Here is a 22,977-nt window from a genome sequence, read left to right as displayed (position 1 = left end):
CTCCTCATGTTGTCGACACCGAAGCGCGCGGCAGGTAATGCCGCAGCCTGCGCTCGGCCCATACCACGCCCGCGTAGGCGACCACGCCGATCAGCGTCAGCGCGGCGATCGACACGAACACCGCCGCGGAGTTGCATCGCCCAGCGGCCAGCGGCCAATCGAGCGCTCCTACTGCGTCTTTGTTTTGCCCATGAAACACCGATCCATTATTGGAACATCGATCAAAATATAACGCCTCTTGTGGAGGCTCGAGACTAGGGTTGACCCCTAGCAGGTGGGAGGCAGCCCGATGCCGCTTCCGCTGGCAGGGCGCCGCCGTGCGCTCTGTAGAAAGGGGGACGACGATGGCCGAGGGCCCAAGGCTCGCAGTCAGCGTTCGTGCCGGATAGCGCTGCGTACCAGGTGCGCAGGCAGCTGCCGATCGAGGCCGATGCCTTCGCCAGCCCGCCACACAGGAACGCGAGGCAGGACCGTCAGCCGGATGCGCGGCAACGCGGCGCGGTGGTGCACGCGTGCGAATGTGCCCCGCAAGTTGTCGCTGCCCGGCCGGACATCTCACGCACGCGCTGCGTGCCTTGCGCGCGCTGCACGTGCACGTGCACGAGTGCGCGTTTGCCTATGTGCATCGGATGCACATCCCCTTTTCATGTGACGCACATGCGTCAATGCTGTGTGATGAAGCGCGAATAAACGAACGGCGCATGTGAGGCATGCGCGTGAGCCATGCGCGTGAGGATGTGCATCGCGCGTGCACCATGTCAGTCGAACGCCGACAAGCCTTGTGCCGGCTCCCTGGCATATCGCCTCGATATGTGCCCCATGGGGTAGTGGGTTGAACAATGGCGCCATGCCATCGTCCAATCTATGTAGTGTTCTTAGGAGTCAACTCATGCAAGGCAAGTACAACCCCATGCGCATCAGTAGCGGCCACGCCGCCCTGCTCGGCGTCCTGGCGCTATACACAGCCCTGCTCACACCGGGTACGAGTGCGGCCGCGGTCCCCGCGACCCCGATGGTTCCCGCCACTACCGGCCCCATCACCTATGTCTGCGGCGGCGTCGGCGCAGACGAGCAGCAGGCGCTGCAGGCCGATGCGCGGCACTATGACATGAGCCTGCTGTTCACGCAGGGACAGCGCGGCGAGTATCTGTCGGACGTGGAAGTCACGGTCAAGCACAATGGTACGGAAGTGGCATCGTTCCAGGCTGAAGGACCGCGCTGCCTGATCAAGGCCCCGAAGGGCAGGTACCAGATCAGCGCAACGTACTTGGGCGTGGAAAAACGCGTCGACCTCGGCTCGGGCCAGAGCAAGCAACTCAACTGGTAGCGTAGCAGCGTAGCGGCCCGCTTCCTGCGGCCCGTCTCCTGCGTCCCGCATGCCCGGCGTGCCCGGGGGCCCTGCACGATGCGGACAGCGGTGGCACACTTGCGCTCTGACTCAATCACGATGGAGCAAGCCACCATGCCGCAAAGCCGTTGGATCCGCATCGAAGCCGAGATGGGCAGCTTCGACGCTTACCTGAGCCTGCCGCCCGCCGCATTGCAAGCCGGCGCACCGGGCATCGTCCTGCTGCAGGAAATCTTCGGCGTCAACGAGCACATCCGCGCGGTGGCCGACCAGTTTGCCGCCGATGGCTACGTGGTGCTCGCGCCGGACGTGTTCTGGCGGCTCGCGCCGCGCGTCGAGCTGGGCTACGTCGGTGCAGACATGGAGCGTGGGCTCTCGCTGCGCAAGCAGGTCGATGTCGGCCTTGCCGTGCAGGATATCGGCGCGACCGTACATGCCCTGCGCAAGGAGACGGGCGGCGGCAAGGTCGCCGCGGTGGGCTACTGCTTCGGCGGCCTGCTGTCCTACCTGTCCGCCGCGCGCGGGCTGGTCGATGCCGCGGTACCGTTCTACGGCGGCGGCATCCAGAACAATCTGCAGGAAGCCGCATCGATCCAGGTGCCAGTGCAGTTCCACTACGGCGCCCTGGATGCGCACATCCCGCCCGAGGCCGTGCAGCAGGTGCGCGATGCCGTGGCCGGCAAGGACGCCGAAGTCTTCGTCTACGACCAGGCCGACCACGGCTTCAACTGCTGGGCACGCGCCTCTTACCACCAGCGCTCCGCGGCGCTGTCGCACGGCCGCGCGCTGACCTTCCTCGCGGGCGCGCTCTAAGCGCTCTACCTAAGCGCTCTACGCTAAGCGCTTCAAGGCGTTCCTGCGCCGCCGGCAACTGCCGGCGGCGCCTTGCCAACTGCCCTCTGGCACCCTTATGCTGGGCGCCAAACCCGCTTTTCAGACTTGCTGGCCCCAAACAATAACGACGGAGACCACCATGCAGTCAGAGCAGCAGCGTGCCCTGCGCAATACCATTCCCGACGCCATCGCGCGTGCCGTGCGGCGCAACCCCGACCGCGTCGCCATCCGCTTCGGCGAACGTGCCTGGACCTTCCTGGAGCTGGAACTGGCCAGCGCTCGCGTAGCGGGCGCCCTCGCCGCCTGGGGCCTGCAGCCGGGCGATCGCGTGGCGGCCTTCGGCAAGAACTCCGACGCCTACCTGCTGCTGTGGCTGGGCTGCCTGCGCGCGGGCCTGATCCACGTGCCGGTCAATTACTCGATGACGCGCAAGGAGGCCGAGTACATCATCGGCCAGTCCGGCGCCAGCGCGGTGTTTGCCGATCCTTCGCTGGCCGAGCGGGTTGCCGGCCTGCCGTGCCGGCTTAGCGGCACGCTGCACGGCGGCGGCGCGCACGACGTGCTGCAGGCCGCCGCCCAGGGTCCGCAGGCTGACATCGCAGCGGCGCTCAGCGAGGACATGCCCGCACAGATCCTCTACACCTCGGGCACCACCTCGGCACCCAAGGGTGCGGTGATGACGCACCGCGCGCTGCTCGCGGAGTACGCCAGCGCCATCGCCTGCTGCGACATCCGTGCCGGCGACCGCGCGCTGGCCGCGCTGCCGCTCTACCACTCGGCGCAGATGCACGTGTTCCTGATGCCCTTGCTGCTGATGGGCGGCACTTCATTGATCGCCGACAGCCCGGAGGCCGGCTTCTGCCTGCGTACCATCCATGAGGAGAAAATCAACAGCTTCTTCGCGCCGCCCACGGTGTGGATCGCCCTGCTGCGCCATGCCGATTTCGACCCGGCACGCCTTGGCTCGCTGACCAAGGCCTACTACGGCGCCTCGATCATGCCGGTGCCGGTGCTGATGGAACTGCAGGCCAGGCTGCCGGCGCTCAGCTTCTACAACTGCTACGGCCAGAGCGAAATCGGCCCGCTCGCCACCGTGCTGGGCCCGGACGAGCACCGGGACAGGCCCGCGTCGGCCGGGCGGCCCGTGCTCAACGTGGAGACCCGCATCGTCGACGAGAAGATGTGCGATGCTGCACCGGGCGAGCTGGGCGAGATCGTGCATCGCTCGCCCCAGCTGCTCACCCATTACTGGGACAAGCCCGAGCAGACCGCCGACGCATTCGCCGGCGGCTGGTTCCACTCCGGCGACCTCGGCTATATGGACGAGGCCGGCTATCTCTACGTGGTCGACCGCATCAAGGACGTGATCAACTCCGGCGGCGTGCTGGTATCGAGCCGCGAAGTGGAAGAATGCCTGTACACGCATGACGCGGTCGGCGAGGTGGCGGTGATCGCGCTGCCGCACCCGAAGTGGGTGGAAGCGGTGACGGCCTGTGTGGTGTTGAAGCGCGGCAACGAGACCCGCGAGGAGAACCTGCTGGCGCATGCACGCGCCAGCCTGGCAGCATTCAAGGTCCCCAAGCGCATCGTCTTCGTGAACGACCTGCCGCGCAACACCGCGGGCAAGCTGCTCAAGCGCCAGCTGCGCGACGACTACGCGGGATTGTTCGGCGACTGAACGGTGGCGGCACCGGGCCGCCAGCGGGCACCAGCGGGCACCAGCGGGCACCAGCGGGCGCTCAGTAGGGCATCGCCACGCCGTTCTCGATCTTCACGCGGTCGCCGTTGCGCAGATGATAGGCGTCGGACTGCGTCAGCGTCAGGTAGGCGTTGTCGTTGGTGCGCACGCGCAGCCGGAAGACCTGCGGCGCGGTGCTGGCGCGCTTCTCGACCTCGTTGCCTGCCAGCGCCCCGACCACCGCCCCGCCGATCGTGGCCACGGTATTGCCGCGCCCGCCTCCGACCTGGTGGCCCAGCAGTCCGCCGACGAGGCCGCCCACCACGGCGCCGGCGCCGCTGGTGCCCGCCGGTTGCGCCTGCAGCAGCTCGATGGACTCCACCCAGCCATAGCGCACGCCATAGGCGGGAGCGCCGGCTGCGCCCTGCGCGTAGCCTGGCTCGCCGTAGGCCGGCTGCTGCGGGTAGCCGGACTGCTGCGGGTAGGCCGGCGCCTGGCCATAGGCAGGCTGCTGCGGATAGCTGGGCGACTGGGGATAGGCTTGCGTATACTCCGGCGCCGTCGCGACCGGATACGACGTGGCGGTGCTGCCATAGCCGTCCTGGCTCACATAGGTACCGCTGCCGTAGCTGCTGCCATAGGTCCCGCCGTAGCCATTGGTGTAGCCGTTGCTATAGCTATTGCCATAGCCGCCGTATCCCCCATAGCCATATGGCGCGGTGGCACAGCCGCCCAGTGCCAGCACGGCGAGCGCGGCGGCGGTGGCGGACAGCAGGGAACGGGCGGAAAGGGACATGATGGCAGCGGCTCCAGCGCATTGTTATCGACGATGCGCGGGAGTCTAGGGCCGCGGCCGCATGGCGGGTGTCACCAGGAACACTGATTGGTAACACACTGTAACGGGGCGGCACGTTTACCCTTGGCAGCGTGTCACGCCGCAGCAGAACCATGTTTCGGCAACCCTTCGCTAGCGTGCCTGAGGGCCGGAAAGCGCGTGGAGCCGCTCGCCTGCAGCGCCCTGCTTGTCCGCCGTGTCAGCCCCGTTCCGCGCCGTCGTCGTTGAACGCAGTGATGCGTGCCACGCGGAAGGTACCCTTCAGCGATTCGAGTTCACTTCGGTGCAGCATGGCCAGCCGGGCCAGGCAGCGCTCGCCCTTGGGCTGCAGGCGCACCTCGACGATGCGGCGGTCATCGGCGTTGACCTGGCGCCTGACCAGGCCAGCTTCCTCGCAGCGGTTGACCAGCGCAACCACGCCATGCGGCTTGGCTTGCAGCCGCTCGGCCAGTTCGCCGATCGAGGCCCAGTCCTTGCCCGGACAGCCTCGCACATGCAGCAGCAGCAGGTACTGCTGGGCCGTAATCCCTTCGCCGCGCGCGGCATCCTCGGAGAAGCGCAAGAAGCGGCGCAGCTGGTAGCGAAAGTCGGACAGGGCTTCGAAGTCCTGCTTATCGAGCGGGGGCGGGGCAGCGGTGGAACGGCGGGTCATGTCTGCTGGGCAAGATGGGAACCGGCGCTTGGGCGCCGATGCTCATTATAGGGATCGGAGCGCCGCAATCTCCCCATTCGCTGCCGGAGCGGGCGAGGGCTGTGGCAGAATCGTGCGGTTGCTGACCCTTTGCGGCCTCTTTCCAACGCCCACGGAAACTCCCTGATGTTCACGGAAATTGCACTCTTCCTGCTCGATACCGTCTTCACCCTGTTCGGCATGGCGCTGCTGCTGCGCCTGTGGATGCAGCTCACGCGGCTGCCGACCCGCAATCCGGTCTCGCAGGGCGTGTTCCAGGTGACGGACTGGCTGGTGCGCCCCTTGCGCCGCCTCATTCCCGGCATCGGCGGCTTCGACTGGGCCACGCTGATCGCCGCCTGGCTGACGGGCGTCGTCTATCTCACGCTGGCGCTGGCAGTCTCCGGCGGCAACCCGCTCGACTTCCTGCCGTTCACCCTGCTGATGGCGATTCCCAGCGTGCTCAAGTGGACGGTGAGCCTGGTGATGTGGGTCACGCTGCTCATGGCGCTGCTGTCCTGGGTCAACCCGCACTCCCCCGTCACACCGATCATCCATCATCTGACTGCGCCACTGCTGCGCCCGATCCAGCGCGTCGTGCCGCGCCTGGGCGGTTTCGACATCTCGCCGCTGGTGCTGTTCGTGATCGCGCAGATCCTGCTGATGGTGATCGCGCGCCTGGGTGCCGGCATTTCCAGCAGCCACTTCCTGCTGTAACTGCCAGCCGTGTGGCGCCTACGGCACCACGCGGCATTGTCCAGGTGGCTGGACAGTGTTTTGATGATTGATGCTTTTTCTGTTCCTCGGCAAGTTCTACATTACGGGCAACGTGGCTTCGACCACGACCACTGCCAGGAACGAAAGAGAAGCATCATGAAGACTCCCGCACAAACCCGCAGCATCGCCATCTCCCTGCTCTGCGCGATCGGCCTCTCGATGGCCGCCAGCGCTGCCCACGCCGCCAGCCCGGTTTCCGACCTCGCCCGCCTCGACGGCAGCATCGGCCACCTCAGCGCGCGCGATCCCTACTCCGAGGGCGCCCGCATCGGCAACCGCGATCCGTTCGTGGAAGGCGCGCGCATCGGCAACCGCGACCCGTACTCGGAGGGCGCCAACCTCGGCACCCGGGACACGTATTCCGAAGGCGCGCACATCGGCGGCCGCGACGGTTACACCGAAGGCGCCTGATCCGCGCCAGCCACGCCGACGGCTGCTCCCCCAGCCGTCAGGCGAGCGCGATACCGGCCTGCTCCTGCGTGGCCAGCATCGATTCGATCTCATCCATGAAGGCCCGCACCTTGCGCGGCTGCAAACGCCGGTCCGGCAGCAGGGCAAAGACCCGCAGCGGCGGCGGCGTGTATTCGGGCAATATCCGCACCAGTCTGCCCTGGGCCACCTCCGCTTCGCAGTAGTGCAGTGCCAGGCGCGCGATGCCCAGCCCCGCCAGCGCTCCCTGCAAGCGCAACTCGGCATTGAAGGTCTGCATGCGCGGACGGATCGGTACTGAGACGCTCTCCCCCTCGTACATAAACTCCCAGACCGTATCGCCCGGCGTGGTCAGCACCGGCAGGTTGGCGAGCTGCTCAGGCTTCGCCTGCTGCGGCAGCGTCGCGGCCAGTGCCGGCGCGGCGAACAGGCCGCGCTCGACATGGTAGATGCGGCGGGCGACGGTACCGGAATCCGGCAGGTCGGCGTCCACCGCGACGAAGGCAATGTCGAAGCCATCGCGGATCGGATCCACCAGGCCCTGCGCCGTCTCGATCGATACATCGAGCGCAGGATGGGCCTCCAGCGTGCGGCAGATCACGCCGCCCAGTTGCTGGGCGCCGAACTCATACGGCGTGGCGATGCGCAGCACGCCCTGCACGCGCTCTTCGCGCGCCAACGTTTCCTGGCGGATTTCGCGCAGCCGCGCGAACAGGGGCGCCACGTCGCGGTAGACGGCGCTGCCGGCGTCGGTCAAGCGCATCCGGCGCGTGGTGCGCTCCAGCAGCTTGGCGCCGATGGCGTCCTCCAGCCTGGCCACCGCCGCCGAAACCCGCGACTTCGGGCACTCGAGCTGCTCAGCCGCCGCGGTGAAGGTGCCGTACTCCACCACGCAGCAAAAAGCCTCCCAGTCGTTCCACTGAATCGTTTCGTTCACTGACGATACTTCCCTCTACAGCCCCGCCGTATATTTCATTCGCGCGACATTATGCGGCACGCAGCGGTGCCCGTCTGCAGTAGAGGCCGCCAGGCCGCCGGCCCGCCCGTGCGATACGCACCGAGGATCACTTTTGCGCGGCTCGGCCCCGGCCTTGCACCGGGCTCCGCCCGTGCCGTGCGCCGCCTCCGGCACTGGCGCCGAACGCGCATTTCCTCTACCCTTTCGGCCTTTCCGTGCTATTCGGCATCGTGCCGATTTCACCGATGGGCACCCCAGCCACCCCCACCCCGACCGCCGAACCCGGCGCCGGCCCGGCCGCCGAGAAGCCGAGTGACAGCTACGTGCAATCCTTTGCGCGCGGCCTGTCCGTGATCCGCGCCTTCAGCGCCGAGCATCCGGCCCAGACGCTGACCGAGATCGCCCAGGCCAGCGGCCTGACGCGGGCCGGCGCGCGCCGCATCCTGCTGACCCTGGTCGGCCTCGGCTACGTGCAGGCCGATGGCCGGCTGTTCCGCCTGACGCCCAAGATCCTGGACCTCGGCTTCGCCTACCTGACCTCGATGCCGTTCTGGAACCTGGCCGAGCCGATCATGGAGGCGCTGTCGCAGGAGGTGCACGAGAGCTGTTCCATCTCGGTGCTGGACGGCACGGAGATCGTCTACGTGCTGCGCGTGCCGGCACGGAAGATCATGACCATCAACCTGTCGATCGGCAGCCGCTTGCCGGCTTACTGTTCGTCGATGGGAAGAGTGCTGCTCGCGGGCCTGCCCGAGGCGGAGCTGGACCGGGTGCTGCGCGCCTCCGACCTGCGCGCCCGCACGCGCAACACCGTGACCGGCATCGATGCGCTCAAGACTGTCATCGCGGACATCCGCGCCCGCGGCTGGGCAGAGAACGATCAGGAGCTGGAGGAAGGCCTGGTGTCGCTGGCCGCGCCCATCCGCAACCGCGCAGGACAGGTGATCGCGGCCATCAATATCAGCGGCCAGGCCAACCGCACCAGCGCCGCAGACATGGTGAAGAACTTCCTGCCGCCGCTGCTGGCCGCCTCCGAGAAGATCTCCAACCTGGTCGGCCTGCGCACCTGAGGCGCGGCGGCTCCCTGCGCGGCGATCTGCCGCGCAAGGGCATGCCCGCTCAGGCCGGCGGCAGCGCCACGCTGCCGAATGCCGCCGAACGCGTGCCCGGCAGCGCGTGGTTGCTGGCGCCATGATAGGCGAAGGCTACCGACAGCTTGACCGCATCGGAGACATTGCGCCCCGCGCTGTGGAACAGGCGGCTGTCGAAGAAGAGCACGTCGCCGCGATGCAGCGACAGCGGCACGATCCGCTGCAGCAGCGCCTGGCTGGCCGGATGCGCCTCGACCAGGAACTCCAGCGCGTCGAGCTGCTCCGGCGCCAGCGTCACCTTGTGCGAGCCGGGAATCACGCGCAGCACGCCATTGCGTTCGTCTTCGTCGCCCAGCGCCAGCCAGACCGTCACGAGCTCTGGGCTGGCAAAGGACCAGTAGCGCGTATCGCGGTGCCAGCCGGTCTCGCTGCCAAAGTGCGGATGCTTGGTCATCACGCAGTTGTGGTGCGCCAGCGTCAGCCGTGCCGGCTCGCCAAGCAACCCCTCCACGACCTGCACCAGCGCCGGATCGCCTGCCCAGCGGCGAAACGCCTCATCGCGGCCGTAGGCCTGGCGCAGGCGCCGCACGGTGCCGCCGCCCTCGGCATCGCGGCTGGTCGGCGCGCCCGGGTAGCCGAGTTCGGCCTCGTACTCCACGGGGGGCACGGCGCCCGCCAACTGCTGGCGGGCCACCTGCTCCAGCGCCGCGCATACGGCCTCGGGCGCGAAGCCGCGCAAGACGAGGTAACCATCCTGGTGGAAATCCGCGGCCAGCTTGTCCAGCGCGGCGGGAAGCGGAGTGCGCCCGCGGGCCGCGTCGGGCGCCGTCGGGGAGAGTTGCTGCGGGGAAGTCATCGCGTGTGACTGGTTGATCGGCAATAGCTTCGATAATGCCAGAAGCGGGCCGCCCCGGTGAACCCGCACGACCGTGCGCCAGCGGACAGTCCGCACCGGTACGGCCACCGCTACAATGTCGCGTCACCCCCACCCGGAGCCGGCTGTCGTGACCGCCCGACCGAGAATTGCCAACGCGCTCGCCGAGGCGCAGACACAGCTGGGCCGCATCGTGCTCGGCAAACCACTCCAGGTCCGGCTCGCGCTGGCGTGCATGCTGGCACGCGGCCATCTGCTGCTGGAAGACCTGCCGGGCGTGGGCAAGACCACGCTTGCCCACGCGCTGGCGCGCACGCTGGGCCTGCAGTACCGGCGCGTCCAGTTCACCAGTGACCTGCTGCCGGCCGACCTGATCGGCGTCTCGATCTTCCTGCGCGAGGCCGGCGAATTCCGCTTTCATCCCGGGCCAGTGTTCTCCCAGGTGGTGCTCGCCGACGAAATCAACCGCGCCCCGCCCAAGACGCAGAGCGCCCTGCTCGAGGCCATGGCCGAAGGACAGGTCACCCACGATGGCACCACCCATGCCCTGCCCGCGCCCTTCTTCGTGATTGCCACGCAGAATCCGCTGGAGCAGCTGGGCACCCACGCGCTGCCCGAATCCCAGCTCGACCGCTTCACCATGCGGCTGTCCCTGGGCTACCCGGACCCGGCCTTCGAACGCGTGCTCTACCTGGGCGGCGCAGGCCAGGCAGAGGCACCGGCGATCGTGGATGCCGCCCTGGTGCGCGCCCTGCAGGCGGCGGCGGCACAGGTCTATACCAGCCCGGCGCTGGTCGACTACGTGCTGGCGCTGGTGCAGGCCACGCGCGGCCGGCGCGAATTCGCCGCCGGCCTGTCGCCGCGCGCCGGGCTGGCGCTGCTCGCCTGCGCACGCGCCTGGGCCTTGCTCGATCAACGCGAGCTGGTTCTGCCGGAAGACGTGCAGGCCGTCTTCGCCGCGGTGGCGGCCCACCGGCTCTTGCCCGGGACGGCGGCCGGCGCCGACGAGGCCATGGCCGAGCTGCTGGCCGAAGTCGCGATTCCCTGAGTCTCCCATGCTGCGCGCCCAGCCAGATGCCGCGGCGGGACCTGGCGCCCGCCACCGCCCGCCGCAGGCCGGCGAGACGCAGGCCGGCAAGACGCGGGGCGCCATGCGCTTGCGCCGCCGCCGCGAGCCGGTGGACGGCGTGGTCACGCTCGACCGCCGCCATCTCTATATCCTCCCGACCCGCAGCGGATTCGGCTTTGCCGTGCTGCTGGCGGCCATGCTGCTGACTGCGCTCAACTACAACATCAGCCTGGGCCTGGCCCTGACCTTCCTCCTCAGCGGCCTCGGCATGGGCTGCATGTGGCAGGCCTACCGCAACCTGCTCGACCTGGCCGTGAGCGGCGGCAGGGCCGGCACCGCCTTCGCCGGCAGCACGGTCACCTTCCACATCCGGCTGCGCAATGCAGAGGCAGCGCCCCGTTTCGGGGTGGTGCCGCGCGTGGCGGGAGATAAGGTGCCCGAGCGGGACAGCCTGCACCTGGAGCCGGCTGCAGACACGGCGCTCGCCCTGCAGCTCGAAGCGCCACGCCGCGGCTGGCTGGTCCTGCCGCGCCTGACCCTGTCGAGCCGCTTTCCACTAGGGCTCTTCCATGTCTGGAGCCATGCCGACCTGCCACTGGCCGCGCTGGTCTATCCTGCGCCCGAGCCCGGCGCGCCGCCGCCGCCCTGGGCAGCACAGTCTGCAGGAGACGGGCCCAGCGCGCGCGGCGGCGAGGACGGCATCGACCAGTTGCGCCGCTACCGCAATGGCGACCCGCTGCACCGCATCGCCTGGAAGCACAGCGCGCGCACCGGCCGCTGGATGACACGCGACGGCAGCCCCGAGACACGGCCCGCCTGCTGGCTCGAATGGCAGGCCATACCCGCCTCGTTCGACCATGAGGCCAGGCTGTCCCGCTTGTGTGCCTGGGTGCTGGCAGCGGACGAATCCGTCCGTTTCGGCCTGCGGCTGCCCGGTGTCGAGATACCGCCCGCCAGCGGCACGGCACAGCGGCGCGCCTGCCTGGAGGCCCTCGCACTCTGGCCCGGTGCGCCTGCCGGAGGCCCGCCGTGACGGTGAGCACGCGCCCGCTCGGGCACGACGAACACGGCCTGCTGCTGGGGCAGCTCGCGCTGGTGCTGGCGCCGCAAGCCCGCACCCTGCCTTTCACGGTGAGCCTGCTGCTGATGCTGTTGCTGCTGTGGCGCTGGCTGTTGTGGAGCCAGCGCGCACCACTGCCTTCCCGGCTGATGATGGCCGTGGTGGCCGGCCTGGTTCTGTTGACGGCCGCGGCGCTGGCCTGGCAGTCAGGCGGCAGCTTCGGCCGCGAGCTGTCGGTGGCGCTGCTCGGTGCCTTCGTCATCCTCAAGCTGCTGGAATGCCGAGCCCTGGGCGACGCCACCCTGGTGACCCAGCTCTGTTTCTACCTGCTGCTGAGCCTCTACTTGTTCGACCAGCCGTTCTGGCTGGCCCTCTACGGCGCCGCGGTGGCGGCCTGGCTGTTGCGCAACTGGCTGTGGCTGCAGCACCCCGAGGCGCGCGGCCGGCTCGCCGCCTGGCGGCTGCTGGGCCGCATGGTACTGCTCGGACTGCCTTGGGCGCTGCTGCTCTTCGTCCTGTTCCCGCGGCTGGACCAGCCGCTGTGGCGATTGCCGGATTCGTCCACGGCCGGAACCACGGGGTTGAGCGACACCATGCGGCCGGGCAGCGTCGGCGAGCTGATCCGCTCGCCGGAGCTGGCCCTGCACGCCACCATCCGCGGCGCCCCGCTGCCCAACGCGGCGCTCTACTGGCGTGCCATGGTGCTGTGGGACTATGACGGGCAGGCCTGGCTGCCAAATGCCGCACGCCGGCGCGCTGTGCAGCCGGCCCAGGCTCCCGCACCCGACGCAGAGGATGGCAGCGTCGACTACGACGTGACCCTCGAACCGAGCGGACAGCGCTGGCTGCTGCTGCTCGATCGCGGCCAGACGCTCGAGCGCGACGGCACCGCCATCGGCGTCACCGTCGACGGCGAATTCCTCGCCAGCGCGCCAATCGGCCAGCGGCTGCACTATCGCGCCCGCTCCACGCCGCCGGCGCCGCAGCCGCTCGACGCCCAGGCTCAGCGGGCCGCGCTGGCCCTGCCGCCCGGCAATCCGCGCAGCCGTGCGCTGGCGCAGCAATGGGCAGACAGCTATGCGGATCCTTGGCAGCGCGTGCAGGCTGCACTGCGCCTGTTCGCCGCCGCCCCCTTCCGCTATACGCTGTCACCACCACCGTTGGGCGCGCAGCAGGTGGACAGCTTCGTCTTTGACACGCGCAGCGGCTTCTGCGAGCACTATGCCGGCAGCTTCGTCTTCCTGATGCGTGCCGCCGGCGTACCGGCACGCGTGGTTGCCGGCTACCAGGGCGGAGAGTACAACCCGATCGGCGGCCACTATATCGTGCGCCAGGCCGATGCCCATGCCTGGGCCGAGGTCTGGCTGGCCGGCCGCGGCTGGGTCCGCGTGGACCCCACCGGGGCGGTGTCCCCCAGCCGCATCGAACAGGGCGCCGCCGAAGCGCTGAGCGCAGAAGCCGGCGGCCTGAGCGGATGGCCCCAAGGCCCCGCATGGCTGCGCCAGGTGCGCTGGGGCTGGGACGGCATGGTCTACGCGTGGCAGCGCTGGGTCGTGCAGTACGACCGCAAGCAGCAGGCCAGGCTGCTGCAGCGGCTCGGCATCGGCACCAGCCAGCCGCAGGTGCTGCTTGCCGGGCTGGCCATGCTGGCCCTGATGCTGCCGCTGCCGCTGTGGCTGCGCCGTCGACATGCCGACCCGGTGACCGTGCTCTATGCCCGCTTCTGCAAAACGCTGGACAGGCTTGGCTGTGCCCGCGGGCCGGCCGAAGGGCCGCGTGCCTTCGCGGAACGCGCAGGCGCGAGGCTGCCGGCCGCCGCGCCACTCGTGCATGCCTTTATCGATCACTACATACGGCTGCGCTATGGCGAGCTGCCGGCCGCACATCGCGGCGCTGAAATCGCCGCGATGCGGCTTACGCTGCGCAAGCTGGCACGCCTGCCTCGTTCCCGCTGATCTTGTCGGCCCAACCACTTGAACGTGGTACTCACGCACGCGGCCTGTGGTCAACGCCTTCACCTCTGCGCTGGGTGCGGTGCTATTGCAGAATCGGCAGTGCGCCGAGCACGCGAACCTGACAGGTGCGCCGGGACAAGGGCCGGAAGCGGTGACGCAATGGCTCAGCCAGATGCAGAGCCCTGACAGTGCGAGGCATGGACGCAGCACACAGCCATCAGGGGGCGGTGGCGCAACTGGATATGCTGGTCGAGCAGCAGGCGCAGCTCATCGCCTGCGAGAATCTCTATCGACTGGTCGTCGACTGGTCGTGTATTGGCACTGGCCGCGAGGGGCTTCGTGCTGATGCAGCGCCGGCTTGACTGAGGCGGCGTCGCTGCCGCGCAGCGCGGCTTGGCGGAGGGGTAGCGCTGGCCACCCCGAGGGAAACGGATCCCCGGGATCAGAACAACGGGAGTTGGCGCATGCCGAAACCGACGGTCTCTTCCACACGCATGCGGGCATGGGCCAGCGAACCTTCCGCGCCCGAATAGTTGCCGGCGGCCCAATGGTAGACCACGGGCAGGTCGCCGCGCTCTGACAGCCGGACCTCGCCCAGCTTATCGCCGCGCTCATTGCGGTAGTAGTGTGAACGGTAACCGCGCTCCCAATGCGGGGCTACGGTCTTCTTGTGGCGGCGGGGCGCCGACGGCGTGGACTGCGGCGCGCGGCGCGCTCTGTCTGTACCCGCACCGGCCGGGGCCCGGGTGAAATCCAACTGCATAGACTTCCTTGTTCAATCGCTCCGGCTTGCGCCCGGGGAACCGGTCGCGGGGACGGAGCAGAATTTGATGCGTCGCAGGCGTGATGATACCCGTAAAGACGCTCGTTGGAAGCCCCCCTGTGAGCCGGAATGCCGCGATCTGCAAGGCTTAGCGGGAGGTATACCCCGCGCGTATACGCTTCGTATACGTCTCGTATACGCGTCCGTTTACCCAAGGTATACGGACCGTAAACGAGCACGGCGGCGCGGCAGTTTACCCGCCGCGCCGCCGTCGACCTCACCGCAATCTAGGTCGCTCAGCCCAGATCGAGCGGAATGAAGATGCGCGCGTCGTCGCGCTGCACCAGCAGCGCAACCTGCTTGCCTGCCTTGGCCACCAGCGAGCGCAGCTGCTCGGCGGAAGTGATCGCCGTGCCGTTGAGCGACAGGATCACGTCACCGGGCTGGATGCCCACCCGCGCGGCCGGACCGCTCACGTCCTCCACCACCAGACCGCCATCGATGCCGCTATCGCGTTTCTCTTGGGGCGTCAGCGCGCGCACCGCCAGGCCAAGCCGGCCGCCGGCCTCGCTCGGGCCGTTCTTCTGCGCCACCGCCTGGTCACGCGCCGCGCCCACCTTCACGCTCAAGGTCATCGCTTGACCCTTGCGGATGATCTTCACCGTGCCGTCGGTGCCGGGCTTGATGTCGGCCACGTGCTCCGGCAAATCGCCCGAGTGGTCGATTACGTCGTCGTTGAACTGCACGATCACGTCGCCCGCCTTCAGCCCCGCCTTGGCCGCCGGGCTGTCAGGCTCGACCGAGGTGACAAGCGCGCCCGACGGCTTGGGCAGGCCGAAGGAGTTGGCCAGCGCCTGGTTGACTTCCTGCACCGCGATGCCCAGGCGGCCGCGCGTCACCTTGCCATGCTCGACCAGTTGCTGCTCGACCTTCGTCGCCACATTGATCGGAATAGCGAAGGACAGGCCCTGGTAGCCGCCGGTCTGGCTGTAGATCTGCGAATTGATGCCGATCACTTCGCCGCGCTGGTTGAACAGCGGGCCGCCCGAGTTGCCGGGGTTGACCGCGACGTCAGTCTGGATGAAGGGCACATAGGTGTCGTCGGGCAGCGAGCGGGACTTCGCGCTGACAATGCCGGCCGTCGCAGTATTCTCGAAACCATAGGGCGAGCCGATCGCCAGCACCGGCTCGCCGACACGCACGACCGAGGCATCGCCGAGCTTGACGGTCGGCAGGTTCTTCGCGTCGATGCGGATCACCGCGATATCGGACTGGGCATCGGAACCGAGGACCTTGGCCTTGAACTCACGCCTGTCGGTCAGCTTGACGGTGACTTCCTGGGCGCCGTCGACCACGTGCGCGTTGGTCAGGATCAGGCCATCGGAATTGATGATGAAGCCCGAACCCAGGCCGCGCACAAGCTGCGGCTGGCTGTTCTGCGGCATCTGGAACTGCGGGCCGAAGCGCTTGAAGAACTGGAACAGGGGATCATCCGGATCCATGCCCTGCGGCACCTGCGCGGAGGTCCGCTGCGCGCGAGCGGTCACGCTGATATTGACCACTGCCGGACCATATTGCTGCACGATGCCAGAGAAGTCGGCCGGGCTCGCCACGGCCACGGGCTGGGCCGGTGCGGCCGCCACCGAGGTCGCGCCGTAGGTGGGCGGGATGACTTCCTTCTGGAGATAGGCGTAGCCTCCGGCAATGGCGGCCAACGCGGCAATACCGACGGCCGAACGAGCAAAAGTCTGGCGAATCATGGAATGTCCCTTTCTTTGATATCCGGCGCCTTAACCTTCCCTGGCGCGACGGAACCATCCTATCCAACGATCCTTAAGTCAGACTTAAACTGCCGAAGGGCATTGATGTGCACCAGGTCGATCGCGGGCCCAGCATGTGAGCACATGCCCACTCTCAATAGAAGGGAATTGTTCAGCGGCGGACTTGCGCTGCCATTTCCCCGGGCAAGGCATTGCGCCGGATTTTTGGCCAGTCAGGCGCTTTTTGCCACGCCAGGCACTAAGCTGGAAAATCGCACGCCGGAATCAGGCCCATATCCGGGCGGGCGGTGAGTATTCACTCCTACGAACCCACCAGGAACTGCCATGAAACTCGACAAATTGCTGTACACCGCCCACGCGACCGCCACCGGCGGCCGCGACGGCCGCGCCGTCACATCCGACGGCCAGTTGGATATCAAGCTCGCAGTTCCCAAGGAAATGGGCGGTGGCGGCAATGGACTGAATCCGGAGCAGCTGTTCGCCGCGGGCTACTCAGCCTGCTTCATCGGTGCAATGCGCTTTGTCGCCGGCCAGCAGAAGGCCGTGCTGCCCGCCGACACCTCGATCGAGGGTGCCGTCGGCATCGGGCCGGCAGGCCAGGGCTTCGGCCTGCAGGTGGAATTGAAGATTTCCATCCCGGGCTACGACAAGGCCGAAGCGCAGAAGCTGGTGGAGCAAGCGCACCAGGTCTGCCCCTATTCCAACGCAACACGCGGCAATATCGACGTCGTGCTGACCGTGGTCTGACACGGCCCCGCGGACAAAGTCAGTCCGCTGCCGGGGTATCGGCGTCGGCACTGTTCGCCGGCTGGGGTGCTGGTGCCGGCTCCGGGCCGGCGCAATAGGCCCGCTTCTGCTCGGGGCTGAGGCGCTTGACCGCGGCCTCGGCTCGCGACGCCTCAGAGCGGCTGGGAAAGGCACGGCTTCCGAGGATGCGGATCGGCTTACGGGCACGCGTGTATTTGGCGCCCGTGCCGGCCTGGTGCTCGGCAAAGCGTCGCAGAACGTCAGTGGTGATGCCGGTATAGATCGTGTTGCCCTCGCACTCGAGCAGATAGAGGTACCAGGTGGCGGGGGTCGACATGACGAGGAATGGAGCGGTGTGGGCGCCTGAGGTGACGAAGCCGAGGGTATTACGCGTGTATCCAGCGATTATCGCCTTGGGTGAAGCTGGGCGTCAGGTCTTTTCTCGGAAGCCGCAAAGCAAAACCCCCCAGATCCTTTCGGATCTGGGGGGTTCTGGGAATGGAGAGCCTGGCGATGACCTACTTTCACACGGGTAGTCCGCACTATCATCGGCGCAAAGTCGTTTCACGGTCCTGTTCGGGATGGGAAGGGGTGGTTCCGACTCGCTATGGTCACCAGGCATAAAGGGTTGCTGTGCCGGGGTTGAGCCGTCGCAGCGAATAGGGATGTAGTCTTGGTTGTGAGGTATCGGCACAGAGGCGATACGTCAACCAGTGAAACACACTGGTTATAGGATCAAGCCTTACGGGCAATTAGTACTGGTTAGCTTAACGCATTACTGCGCTTCCACACCCAGCCTATCAACGTCCTGGTCTCGAACGACCCTTCAAGGAGGTCAAGCCTCCAGGGAATCCTCATCTTCAGGCGAGTTTCCCGCTTAGATGCTTTCAGCGGTTATCTCTTCCGTACATAGCTACCCTGCGATGCCTCTGGCGAGACAACAGGTACACCAGCGGTACGTCCACTCCGGTCCTCTCGTACTAGGAGCAGCCCCCGTCAAGATTCCAACGCCCACGGCAGATAGGGACCAAACTGTCTCACGACGTTTTAAACCCAGCTCACGTACCTCTTTAAATGGCGAACAGCCATACCCTTGGGACCGGCTACAGCCCCAGGATGAGATGAGCCGACATCGAGGTGCCAAACACCGCCGTCGATATGAACTCTTGGGCGGTATCAGCCTGTTATCCCCAGAGTACCTTTTATCCGTTGAGCGATGGCCCTTCCATTCAGAACCACCGGATCACTATGTCCTGCTTTCGCACCTGCTCGACTTGTCGGTCTCGCAGTTAAGCACGCTTTTGCCATTGCACTTTAGGTACGATGTCCGACCGTACCAAGCGTACCTTCGAACTCCTCCGTTACACTTTGGGAGGAGACCGCCCCAGTCAAACTGCCTACCATGCACTGTCCCCGACCCGGATTCACGGGCCAAGGTTAGAACCTCAAACAAACCAGGGTGGTATTTCAAGGACGGCTCCACCGAAACTAGCGTCCCGGTTTCAAAGCCTCCCACCTATCCTACACAGATCGGTTCAAAGTCCAATGCAAAGCTACAGTAAAGGTTCATGGGGTCTTTCCGTCTAGCCGCGGGGAGATTGCATCATCACAAACACTTCAACTTCGCTGAGTCTCGGGAGGAGACAGTGTGGCCATCGTTACGCCATTCGTGCAGGTCGGAACTTACCCGACAAGGAATTTCGCTACCTTAGGACCGTTATAGTTACGGCCGCCGTTTACCGGGACTTCAATCAAGAGCTTGCACCCCATCATTTAATCTTCCGGCACCGGGCAGGCGTCACACCCTATACGTCCACTTTCGTGTTTGCAGAGTGCTGTGTTTTTATTAAACAGTCGCAGCCACCAGTTTATTGCAACCCCTTCACCCTTCTGGCGCAGGCCAGTCAAGCTACCAGGGCGTACCTTATCCCGAAGTTACGGTACCAATTTGCCGAGTTCCTTCTCCCGAGTTCTCTCAAGCGCCTTAGAATACTCATCTCGCCCACCTGTGTCGGTTTGCGGTACGGTCTCGTATGACTGAAGCTTAGAGGCTTTTCTTGGAACCACTTCCAATTGCTTCGCGACCTGAGTCGCTCGCCCCGCAGCCTTGAATTACGCGCCCGGATTTGCCTAAGCGCCTTCTCCACTGCAGGGACCGGGACTTCCAACACCCGGACAACCTTCCGCGATCCGTCCCCCCATCGCATCATACGACGGTGCAGGAATATTAACCTGCTTCCCATCAGCTACGCATCTCTGCCTCGCCTTAGGGGCCGACTCACCCTACGCCGATGAACGTTGCGTAGGAAACCTTGGGCTTACGGCGAGGGGGCCTTTCACCCCCTTTATCGCTACTCATGTCAGCATTCGCACTTCTGATACCTCCAGCATCCTTTACAAGACACCTTCACTGGCTTACAGAACGCTCTCCTACCACGCACTTGCGTGCGTCCGCAGCTTCGGTGACTGGCTTAGCCCCGTTACATCTTCCGCGCAGGACGACTCGATCAGTGAGCTATTACGCTTTCTTTAAAGGGTGGCTGCTTCTAAGCCAACCTCCTGACTGTTTTAGCCTTCCCACTTCGTTTCCCACTTAGCCAATCTTGGGGACCTTAGCTGGCGGTCTGGGTTGTTTCCCTCTTGACACCGGACGTTAGCACCCGATGTCTGTCTCCCGTGATTGCACTCTTCGGTATTCGGAGTTTGCTATGGCGGGGTAATCAGCAATAGACCCCCCAACCATGACAGTGCTCTACCCCCGAAGGTGAGACACGAGGCACTACCTAAATAGTTTTCGGAGAGAACCAGCTATTTCCAGATTTGTTTAGCCTTTCACCCCTATCCACAGCTCATCCCCTAACTTTTCAACGTTAGTGGGTTCGGTCCTCCAGTACGTGTTACCGCACCTTCAACCTGGCCATGGATAGATCATCTGGTTTCGGGTCTACACCCAGCGACTGAACGCCCTGTTCGGACTCGCTTTCGCTACGCCTGCCCTAATCGGTTAAGCTTGCCACTGAATGTAAGTCGCTGACCCATTATACAAAAGGTACGCCGTCACCCCCGAAAGGGCTCCGACTGTTTGTATGCATGCGGTTTCAGGATCTATTTCACTCCCCTCCCGGGGTTCTTTTCGCCTTTCCCTCACGGTACTGGTTCACTATCGGTCGATCACGAGTATTTAGCCTTGGAGGATGGTCCCCCCATCTTCAGACAGGATTTCACGTGTCCCGCCCTACTTGTCGTACACCTAGTTCCACAACGCTGTTTTCGCATACAGGGCTATCACCTGCTATGGCCGGGCTTTCCATCCCGTTCTGCTAACAACACTGCTAAAGAGTACAAGGCTCTTCCCATTTCGTTCGCCACTACTTTGGGAATCTCGGTTGATTTCTGTTCCTGCAGCTACTTAGATGTTTCAGTTCGCCGCGTTCGCTTCCCTTGCCTATGTATTCAGCAAGGGATGACCCATACGGGCCGGGTTTCCCCATTCGGACATCTCCGGATCAAAGCTTGTTTGCCAGCTCCCCGAAGCTTTTCGCAGGCTACCGCGTCCTTCATCGCCTGTGATCGCCAAGGCATCCACCACATGCACTTGTTCGCTTGACCCTATAACGAGTGTGTCTCAAGCTCGCGCTTGAAACGGTTCGCTACAGGTTGAGTTCTCGCATTTGTGCCGTATTCCAAGTCATCTTTCGATCACTTAAATACTTTGGTTGATACAATCACAACCCGGTATCACGTTAAACTACATGCGCGTCTCATCAACACGCCGTGACACCTTTACTACATCCCATATTGTTAAAGAACAGCCGATCTGGACCAGGTCCAGTCGCTTGGCCAATGCCAAATGCAAGCACTCAACGCTAAGCGCTTGCATTTGGCTTGTCCAACCCAAGGTCGATGGTGGAGGATGACGGGATCGAACCGACGACCCCCTGCTTGCAAAGCAGGTGCTCTCCCAGCTGAGCTAATCCCCCCTCAGATAACTTGGTGGGTCTGGTAGGACTTGAACCTACGACCCCCGCCTTATCAAGACGGTGCTCTAACCACCTGAGCTACAGACCCTTGGCTGTAACAGCAAACAGACCGATAAGTGTGAACGCTTAACTAAGGAAGCACGCTCTGGAAAGGAGGTGATCCAGCCGCACCTTCCGGTACGGCTACCTTGTTACGACTTCACCCCAGTCATGAACCCTGCCGTGGTAATCGCCCTCCTTGCGGTTAGGCTAACTACTTCTGGCAAAACCCACTCCCATGGTGTGACGGGCGGTGTGTACAAGACCCGGGAACGTATTCACCGCGGCATGCTGATCCGCGATTACTAGCGATTCCAGCTTCACGTAGTCGAGTTGCAGACTACGATCCGGACTACGATGCGTTTTCTGGGATTAGCTCCCCCTCGCGGGTTGGCAACCCTCTGTACGCACCATTGTATGACGTGTGAAGCCCTACCCATAAGGGCCATGAGGACTTGACGTCATCCCCACCTTCCTCCGGTTTGTCACCGGCAGTCTCTCTAGAGTGCCCTTTCGTAGCAACTAGAGACAAGGGTTGCGCTCGTTGCGGGACTTAACCCAACATCTCACGACACGAGCTGACGACAGCCATGCAGCACCTGTGTCCACTTTCTCTTTCGAGCACCTAATGCATCTCTGCTTCGTTAGTGGCATGTCAAGGGTAGGTAAGGTTTTTCGCGTTGCATCGAATTAATCCACATCATCCACCGCTTGTGCGGGTCCCCGTCAATTCCTTTGAGTTTTAATCTTGCGACCGTACTCCCCAGGCGGTCAACTTCACGCGTTAGCTTCGTTACTGAAGAAATGAATCCCCAACAACTAGTTGACATCGTTTAGGGCGTGGACTACCAGGGTATCTAATCCTGTTTGCTCCCCACGCTTTCGTGCATGAGCGTCAGTGACGTCCCAGGGGGCTGCCTTCGCCATCGGTATTCCTCCACATCTCTACGCATTTCACTGCTACACGTGGAATTCTACCCCCCTCTGACATACTCTAGCCTTGCAGTCACAAGCGCAATTCCCAAGTTGAGCTCGGGGATTTCACGCCTGTCTTACAAAACCGCCTGCGCACGCTTTACGCCCAGTAATTCCGATTAACGCTCGCACCCTACGTATTACCGCGGCTGCTGGCACGTAGTTAGCCGGTGCTTATTCTTCCGGTACCGTCATCCCTCCGGGGTATTAGCCCAAAGGATTTCTTTCCGGACAAAAGTGCTTTACAACCCGAAGGCCTTCTTCACACACGCGGCATTGCTGGATCAGGGTTGCCCCCATTGTCCAAAATTCCCCACTGCTGCCTCCCGTAGGAGTCTGGGCCGTGTCTCAGTCCCAGTGTGGCTGATCGTCCTCTCAGACCAGCTACTGATCGTCGCCTTGGTGAGCCTTTACCTCACCAACTAGCTAATCAGACATCGGCCGCTCCTATTGCGCGAGGCCTTACGGTCCCCCGCTTTCACCCTCAGGTCGTATGCGGTATTAGCTAATCTTTCGACTAGTTATCCCCCACAACAGGGCACGTTCCGATGTATTACTCACCCGTTCGCCACTCGCCGCCAGACCGAAGTCCGCGCTGCCGTTCGACTTGCATGTGTAAGGCATGCCGCCAGCGTTCAATCTGAGCCAGGATCAAACTCTTCAGTTCAATCTCTGTGTGTCCTTTCGGTTTCCCTACGGGACTCGCTCTTTCGAGCGGTCGCTCACTCTCAGAAAACTGACTGGCTCCGTCCGAAGACGAAACCAAACATGTTTACTGTGCGAGCACTGATAACTTGTAAGCTAAAAGACCGAGGTCTTCCGCTTCCTGCATCAAGCGCCCACACTTATCGGCTGTTTGTTTGTTAAAGAACTCACGCGATTCGCTTTGCTTACCGCGTCGCTGCGTTATCAGCAGCAGAGAAACGAGATTATCAACGACTTTCTACGTTTCGTCAACAGGTTCGAAGCATCTTTTTTGCTTCGGTCAGTCGCGCTTCGCAGCACCACCAACCATCCCATCGACCCCGCAACCCGCGTCGCGCCTGGCTTTGCCGGGTGCTTCGTGTTGCGAGGGGGCGAATATTAGGCCAGTTCCTCTAGCTTGGCAAGTGCT

18 protein-coding genes, 2 tRNA genes and 3 rRNA genes are annotated in these 22,977 nt (G+C 64.6%); 11 read left to right on the top strand and 12 right to left on the bottom strand.

Annotated features, from left to right (window positions below; translation table 11 throughout):
- Positions 1-889: 889 nt before the first annotated feature.
- From AC1Z3O_RS20345 to AC1Z3O_RS20335, 3 genes are all read left to right on the top strand, one after another.
- Positions 890-1,327, top strand: a complete 438-nt coding sequence (locus AC1Z3O_RS20345; RefSeq protein WP_483517691.1) for a hypothetical protein — start codon at positions 890-892, stop codon at positions 1,325-1,327.
- A 135-nt stretch (positions 1,328-1,462) separates the two neighbouring features.
- Complete coding sequence (locus AC1Z3O_RS20340) at positions 1,463-2,161, top strand: dienelactone hydrolase family protein (protein ID WP_483517690.1); 699 nt, start codon at positions 1,463-1,465, stop codon at positions 2,159-2,161.
- Positions 2,162-2,321: 160 nt separating this feature from the next.
- Positions 2,322-3,860, top strand: a complete 1,539-nt coding sequence (locus AC1Z3O_RS20335; RefSeq protein ID WP_483517689.1) for an acyl-CoA synthetase — start codon at positions 2,322-2,324, stop codon at positions 3,858-3,860.
- A gap of 61 nt (positions 3,861-3,921) precedes the next feature.
- On the opposite strand, the gene AC1Z3O_RS20330 is transcribed toward AC1Z3O_RS20335, so the two are convergent.
- Both AC1Z3O_RS20330 and AC1Z3O_RS20325 read right to left on the bottom strand, forming a co-directional pair.
- Positions 3,922-4,656: an outer membrane lipoprotein gene (locus tag AC1Z3O_RS20330; RefSeq protein ID WP_483517688.1), complete on the bottom strand. Its 735-nt coding sequence runs from the start codon at positions 4,654-4,656 to the stop codon at positions 3,922-3,924.
- Between the two features lie 238 nt (positions 4,657-4,894).
- On the bottom strand, positions 4,895-5,347 hold the full coding sequence (locus AC1Z3O_RS20325; protein WP_483517687.1) for a MarR family winged helix-turn-helix transcriptional regulator: 453 nt from the start codon (positions 5,345-5,347) through the stop codon (positions 4,895-4,897).
- Between the two features lie 165 nt (positions 5,348-5,512).
- Here AC1Z3O_RS20325 and AC1Z3O_RS20320 point away from each other — a divergent pair, with 165 nt between their 5' ends.
- Together AC1Z3O_RS20320 and AC1Z3O_RS20315 are read left to right on the top strand one after the other, a co-directional pair.
- Positions 5,513-6,082 (top strand): YggT family protein, encoded by a 570-nt coding sequence (locus AC1Z3O_RS20320; protein WP_483517686.1) that lies wholly within the window; start codon positions 5,513-5,515, stop codon positions 6,080-6,082.
- A 156-nt stretch (positions 6,083-6,238) separates the two neighbouring features.
- A complete protein-coding gene (locus tag AC1Z3O_RS20315; RefSeq protein WP_483517685.1) occupies positions 6,239-6,553 on the top strand; it encodes a hypothetical protein in 315 nt (104 codons plus the stop codon).
- Positions 6,554-6,590: 37 nt separating this feature from the next.
- On the opposite strand, the gene AC1Z3O_RS20310 is transcribed toward AC1Z3O_RS20315, so the two are convergent.
- Positions 6,591-7,508, bottom strand: coding sequence for a LysR family transcriptional regulator (locus AC1Z3O_RS20310; protein WP_483517684.1), 918 nt, complete (start codon positions 7,506-7,508; stop codon positions 6,591-6,593).
- Between the two features lie 266 nt (positions 7,509-7,774).
- Between AC1Z3O_RS20310 and AC1Z3O_RS20305 the strand changes: the two genes are divergently transcribed.
- Positions 7,775-8,599 carry an IclR family transcriptional regulator gene (locus AC1Z3O_RS20305; protein WP_483517683.1) on the top strand — a complete coding sequence of 275 codons (825 nt, stop codon included), beginning with the start codon at positions 7,775-7,777 and terminating at the stop codon, positions 8,597-8,599.
- Between the two features lie 49 nt (positions 8,600-8,648).
- Here the strand turns inward: AC1Z3O_RS20305 and AC1Z3O_RS20300 are convergent, their stop codons facing one another.
- Complete coding sequence (locus tag AC1Z3O_RS20300) at positions 8,649-9,476, bottom strand: phytanoyl-CoA dioxygenase family protein (RefSeq protein ID WP_483517682.1); 828 nt, start codon at positions 9,474-9,476, stop codon at positions 8,649-8,651.
- 148 nt (positions 9,477-9,624) lie between these two features.
- Between AC1Z3O_RS20300 and AC1Z3O_RS20295 the strand changes: the two genes are divergently transcribed.
- From AC1Z3O_RS20295 to AC1Z3O_RS20280, 4 genes are all read left to right on the top strand, one after another.
- Positions 9,625-10,542 carry an AAA family ATPase gene (locus tag AC1Z3O_RS20295; RefSeq protein ID WP_483517681.1) on the top strand — a complete coding sequence of 306 codons (918 nt, stop codon included), beginning with the start codon at positions 9,625-9,627 and terminating at the stop codon, positions 10,540-10,542.
- Between the two features lie 7 nt (positions 10,543-10,549).
- Positions 10,550-11,596 (top strand): DUF58 domain-containing protein, encoded by a 1,047-nt coding sequence (locus AC1Z3O_RS20290; protein ID WP_483517680.1) that lies wholly within the window; start codon positions 10,550-10,552, stop codon positions 11,594-11,596.
- Positions 11,593-13,578, top strand: coding sequence for a transglutaminase TgpA family protein (locus AC1Z3O_RS20285; RefSeq protein WP_483517679.1), 1,986 nt, complete (start codon positions 11,593-11,595; stop codon positions 13,576-13,578). The genes AC1Z3O_RS20290 and AC1Z3O_RS20285 overlap by 4 nt, the downstream gene beginning before the upstream one ends.
- A gap of 197 nt (positions 13,579-13,775) precedes the next feature.
- Positions 13,776-13,940 (top strand): hypothetical protein, encoded by a 165-nt coding sequence (locus AC1Z3O_RS20280; protein ID WP_483517678.1) that lies wholly within the window; start codon positions 13,776-13,778, stop codon positions 13,938-13,940.
- Between the two features lie 80 nt (positions 13,941-14,020).
- Here AC1Z3O_RS20280 and AC1Z3O_RS20275 read toward each other — a convergent pair whose 3' ends face one another.
- Positions 14,021-14,341 carry a hypothetical protein gene (locus AC1Z3O_RS20275; protein WP_483517677.1) on the bottom strand — a complete coding sequence of 107 codons (321 nt, stop codon included), beginning with the start codon at positions 14,339-14,341 and terminating at the stop codon, positions 14,021-14,023.
- A 296-nt stretch (positions 14,342-14,637) separates the two neighbouring features.
- Positions 14,638-16,101 carry a DegQ family serine endoprotease gene (locus tag AC1Z3O_RS20270; protein ID WP_483517676.1) on the bottom strand — a complete coding sequence of 488 codons (1,464 nt, stop codon included), beginning with the start codon at positions 16,099-16,101 and terminating at the stop codon, positions 14,638-14,640.
- Positions 16,102-16,446: 345 nt separating this feature from the next.
- Between AC1Z3O_RS20270 and AC1Z3O_RS20265 the strand changes: the two genes are divergently transcribed.
- The gene (locus tag AC1Z3O_RS20265) at positions 16,447-16,869 is read left to right on the top strand and encodes an organic hydroperoxide resistance protein (protein WP_483517675.1); all 423 of its coding nucleotides are present in this window, start codon (positions 16,447-16,449) and stop codon (positions 16,867-16,869) included.
- A gap of 19 nt (positions 16,870-16,888) precedes the next feature.
- On the opposite strand, the gene AC1Z3O_RS20260 is transcribed toward AC1Z3O_RS20265, so the two are convergent.
- From AC1Z3O_RS20260 to AC1Z3O_RS20235, 6 genes are all read right to left on the bottom strand, one after another.
- Positions 16,889-17,206, bottom strand: coding sequence for a GIY-YIG nuclease family protein (locus AC1Z3O_RS20260; RefSeq protein ID WP_483517674.1), 318 nt, complete (start codon positions 17,204-17,206; stop codon positions 16,889-16,891).
- Between the two features lie 168 nt (positions 17,207-17,374).
- Positions 17,375-17,488 (bottom strand): 5S ribosomal RNA (gene rrf / locus AC1Z3O_RS20255).
- Between the two features lie 112 nt (positions 17,489-17,600).
- Positions 17,601-20,478 (bottom strand): 23S ribosomal RNA (locus tag AC1Z3O_RS20250).
- Between the two features lie 295 nt (positions 20,479-20,773).
- Positions 20,774-20,849 (bottom strand) — tRNA-Ala (locus AC1Z3O_RS20245).
- A gap of 11 nt (positions 20,850-20,860) precedes the next feature.
- Positions 20,861-20,937: transfer RNA gene (locus AC1Z3O_RS20240), tRNA-Ile, on the bottom strand.
- 61 nt (positions 20,938-20,998) lie between these two features.
- Positions 20,999-22,530 (bottom strand): 16S ribosomal RNA (locus tag AC1Z3O_RS20235).
- The 16S, 23S and 5S rRNA genes sit together here with 2 tRNA genes alongside, the layout of an rRNA operon.
- Positions 22,531-22,977 lie beyond the last annotated feature (447 nt).

This window comes from Cupriavidus sp. 09_S30 (genome assembly GCF_056930435.1).
This window is presented reverse-complemented; position numbering and strand designations above follow the sequence as displayed.

Bases quoted from the DNA above. Each gene is read 5' to 3' on its own strand.
- AC1Z3O_RS20335 (WP_483517689.1), top strand. From the start codon at position 2,322: ATGCAGTCAGAGCAGCAGCGTGCCCTGCGCAATACCATTCCCGACGCC.
- AC1Z3O_RS20280 (WP_483517678.1), top strand. From the start codon at position 13,776: ATGGACGCAGCACACAGCCATCAGGGGGCGGTGGCGCAACTGGATATG.
- AC1Z3O_RS20270 (WP_483517676.1), bottom strand. From the start codon at position 16,101: ATGATTCGCCAGACTTTTGCTCGTTCGGCCGTCGGTATTGCCGCGTTG.
- AC1Z3O_RS20315 (WP_483517685.1), top strand. From the start codon at position 6,239: ATGAAGACTCCCGCACAAACCCGCAGCATCGCCATCTCCCTGCTCTGC.
- AC1Z3O_RS20345 (WP_483517691.1), top strand. From the start codon at position 890: ATGCAAGGCAAGTACAACCCCATGCGCATCAGTAGCGGCCACGCCGCC.
- AC1Z3O_RS20275 (WP_483517677.1), bottom strand. From the start codon at position 14,341: ATGCAGTTGGATTTCACCCGGGCCCCGGCCGGTGCGGGTACAGACAGA.
- AC1Z3O_RS20330 (WP_483517688.1), bottom strand. From the start codon at position 4,656: ATGTCCCTTTCCGCCCGTTCCCTGCTGTCCGCCACCGCCGCCGCGCTC.
- AC1Z3O_RS20300 (WP_483517682.1), bottom strand. From the start codon at position 9,476: ATGACTTCCCCGCAGCAACTCTCCCCGACGGCGCCCGACGCGGCCCGC.
- AC1Z3O_RS20290 (WP_483517680.1), top strand. From the start codon at position 10,550: ATGCTGCGCGCCCAGCCAGATGCCGCGGCGGGACCTGGCGCCCGCCAC.
- AC1Z3O_RS20305 (WP_483517683.1), top strand. From the start codon at position 7,775: ATGGGCACCCCAGCCACCCCCACCCCGACCGCCGAACCCGGCGCCGGC.
- AC1Z3O_RS20260 (WP_483517674.1), bottom strand. From the start codon at position 17,206: ATGTCGACCCCCGCCACCTGGTACCTCTATCTGCTCGAGTGCGAGGGC.
- AC1Z3O_RS20320 (WP_483517686.1), top strand. From the start codon at position 5,513: ATGTTCACGGAAATTGCACTCTTCCTGCTCGATACCGTCTTCACCCTG.
- AC1Z3O_RS20265 (WP_483517675.1), top strand. From the start codon at position 16,447: ATGAAACTCGACAAATTGCTGTACACCGCCCACGCGACCGCCACCGGC.
- AC1Z3O_RS20325 (WP_483517687.1), bottom strand. From the start codon at position 5,347: ATGACCCGCCGTTCCACCGCTGCCCCGCCCCCGCTCGATAAGCAGGAC.
- AC1Z3O_RS20340 (WP_483517690.1), top strand. From the start codon at position 1,463: ATGCCGCAAAGCCGTTGGATCCGCATCGAAGCCGAGATGGGCAGCTTC.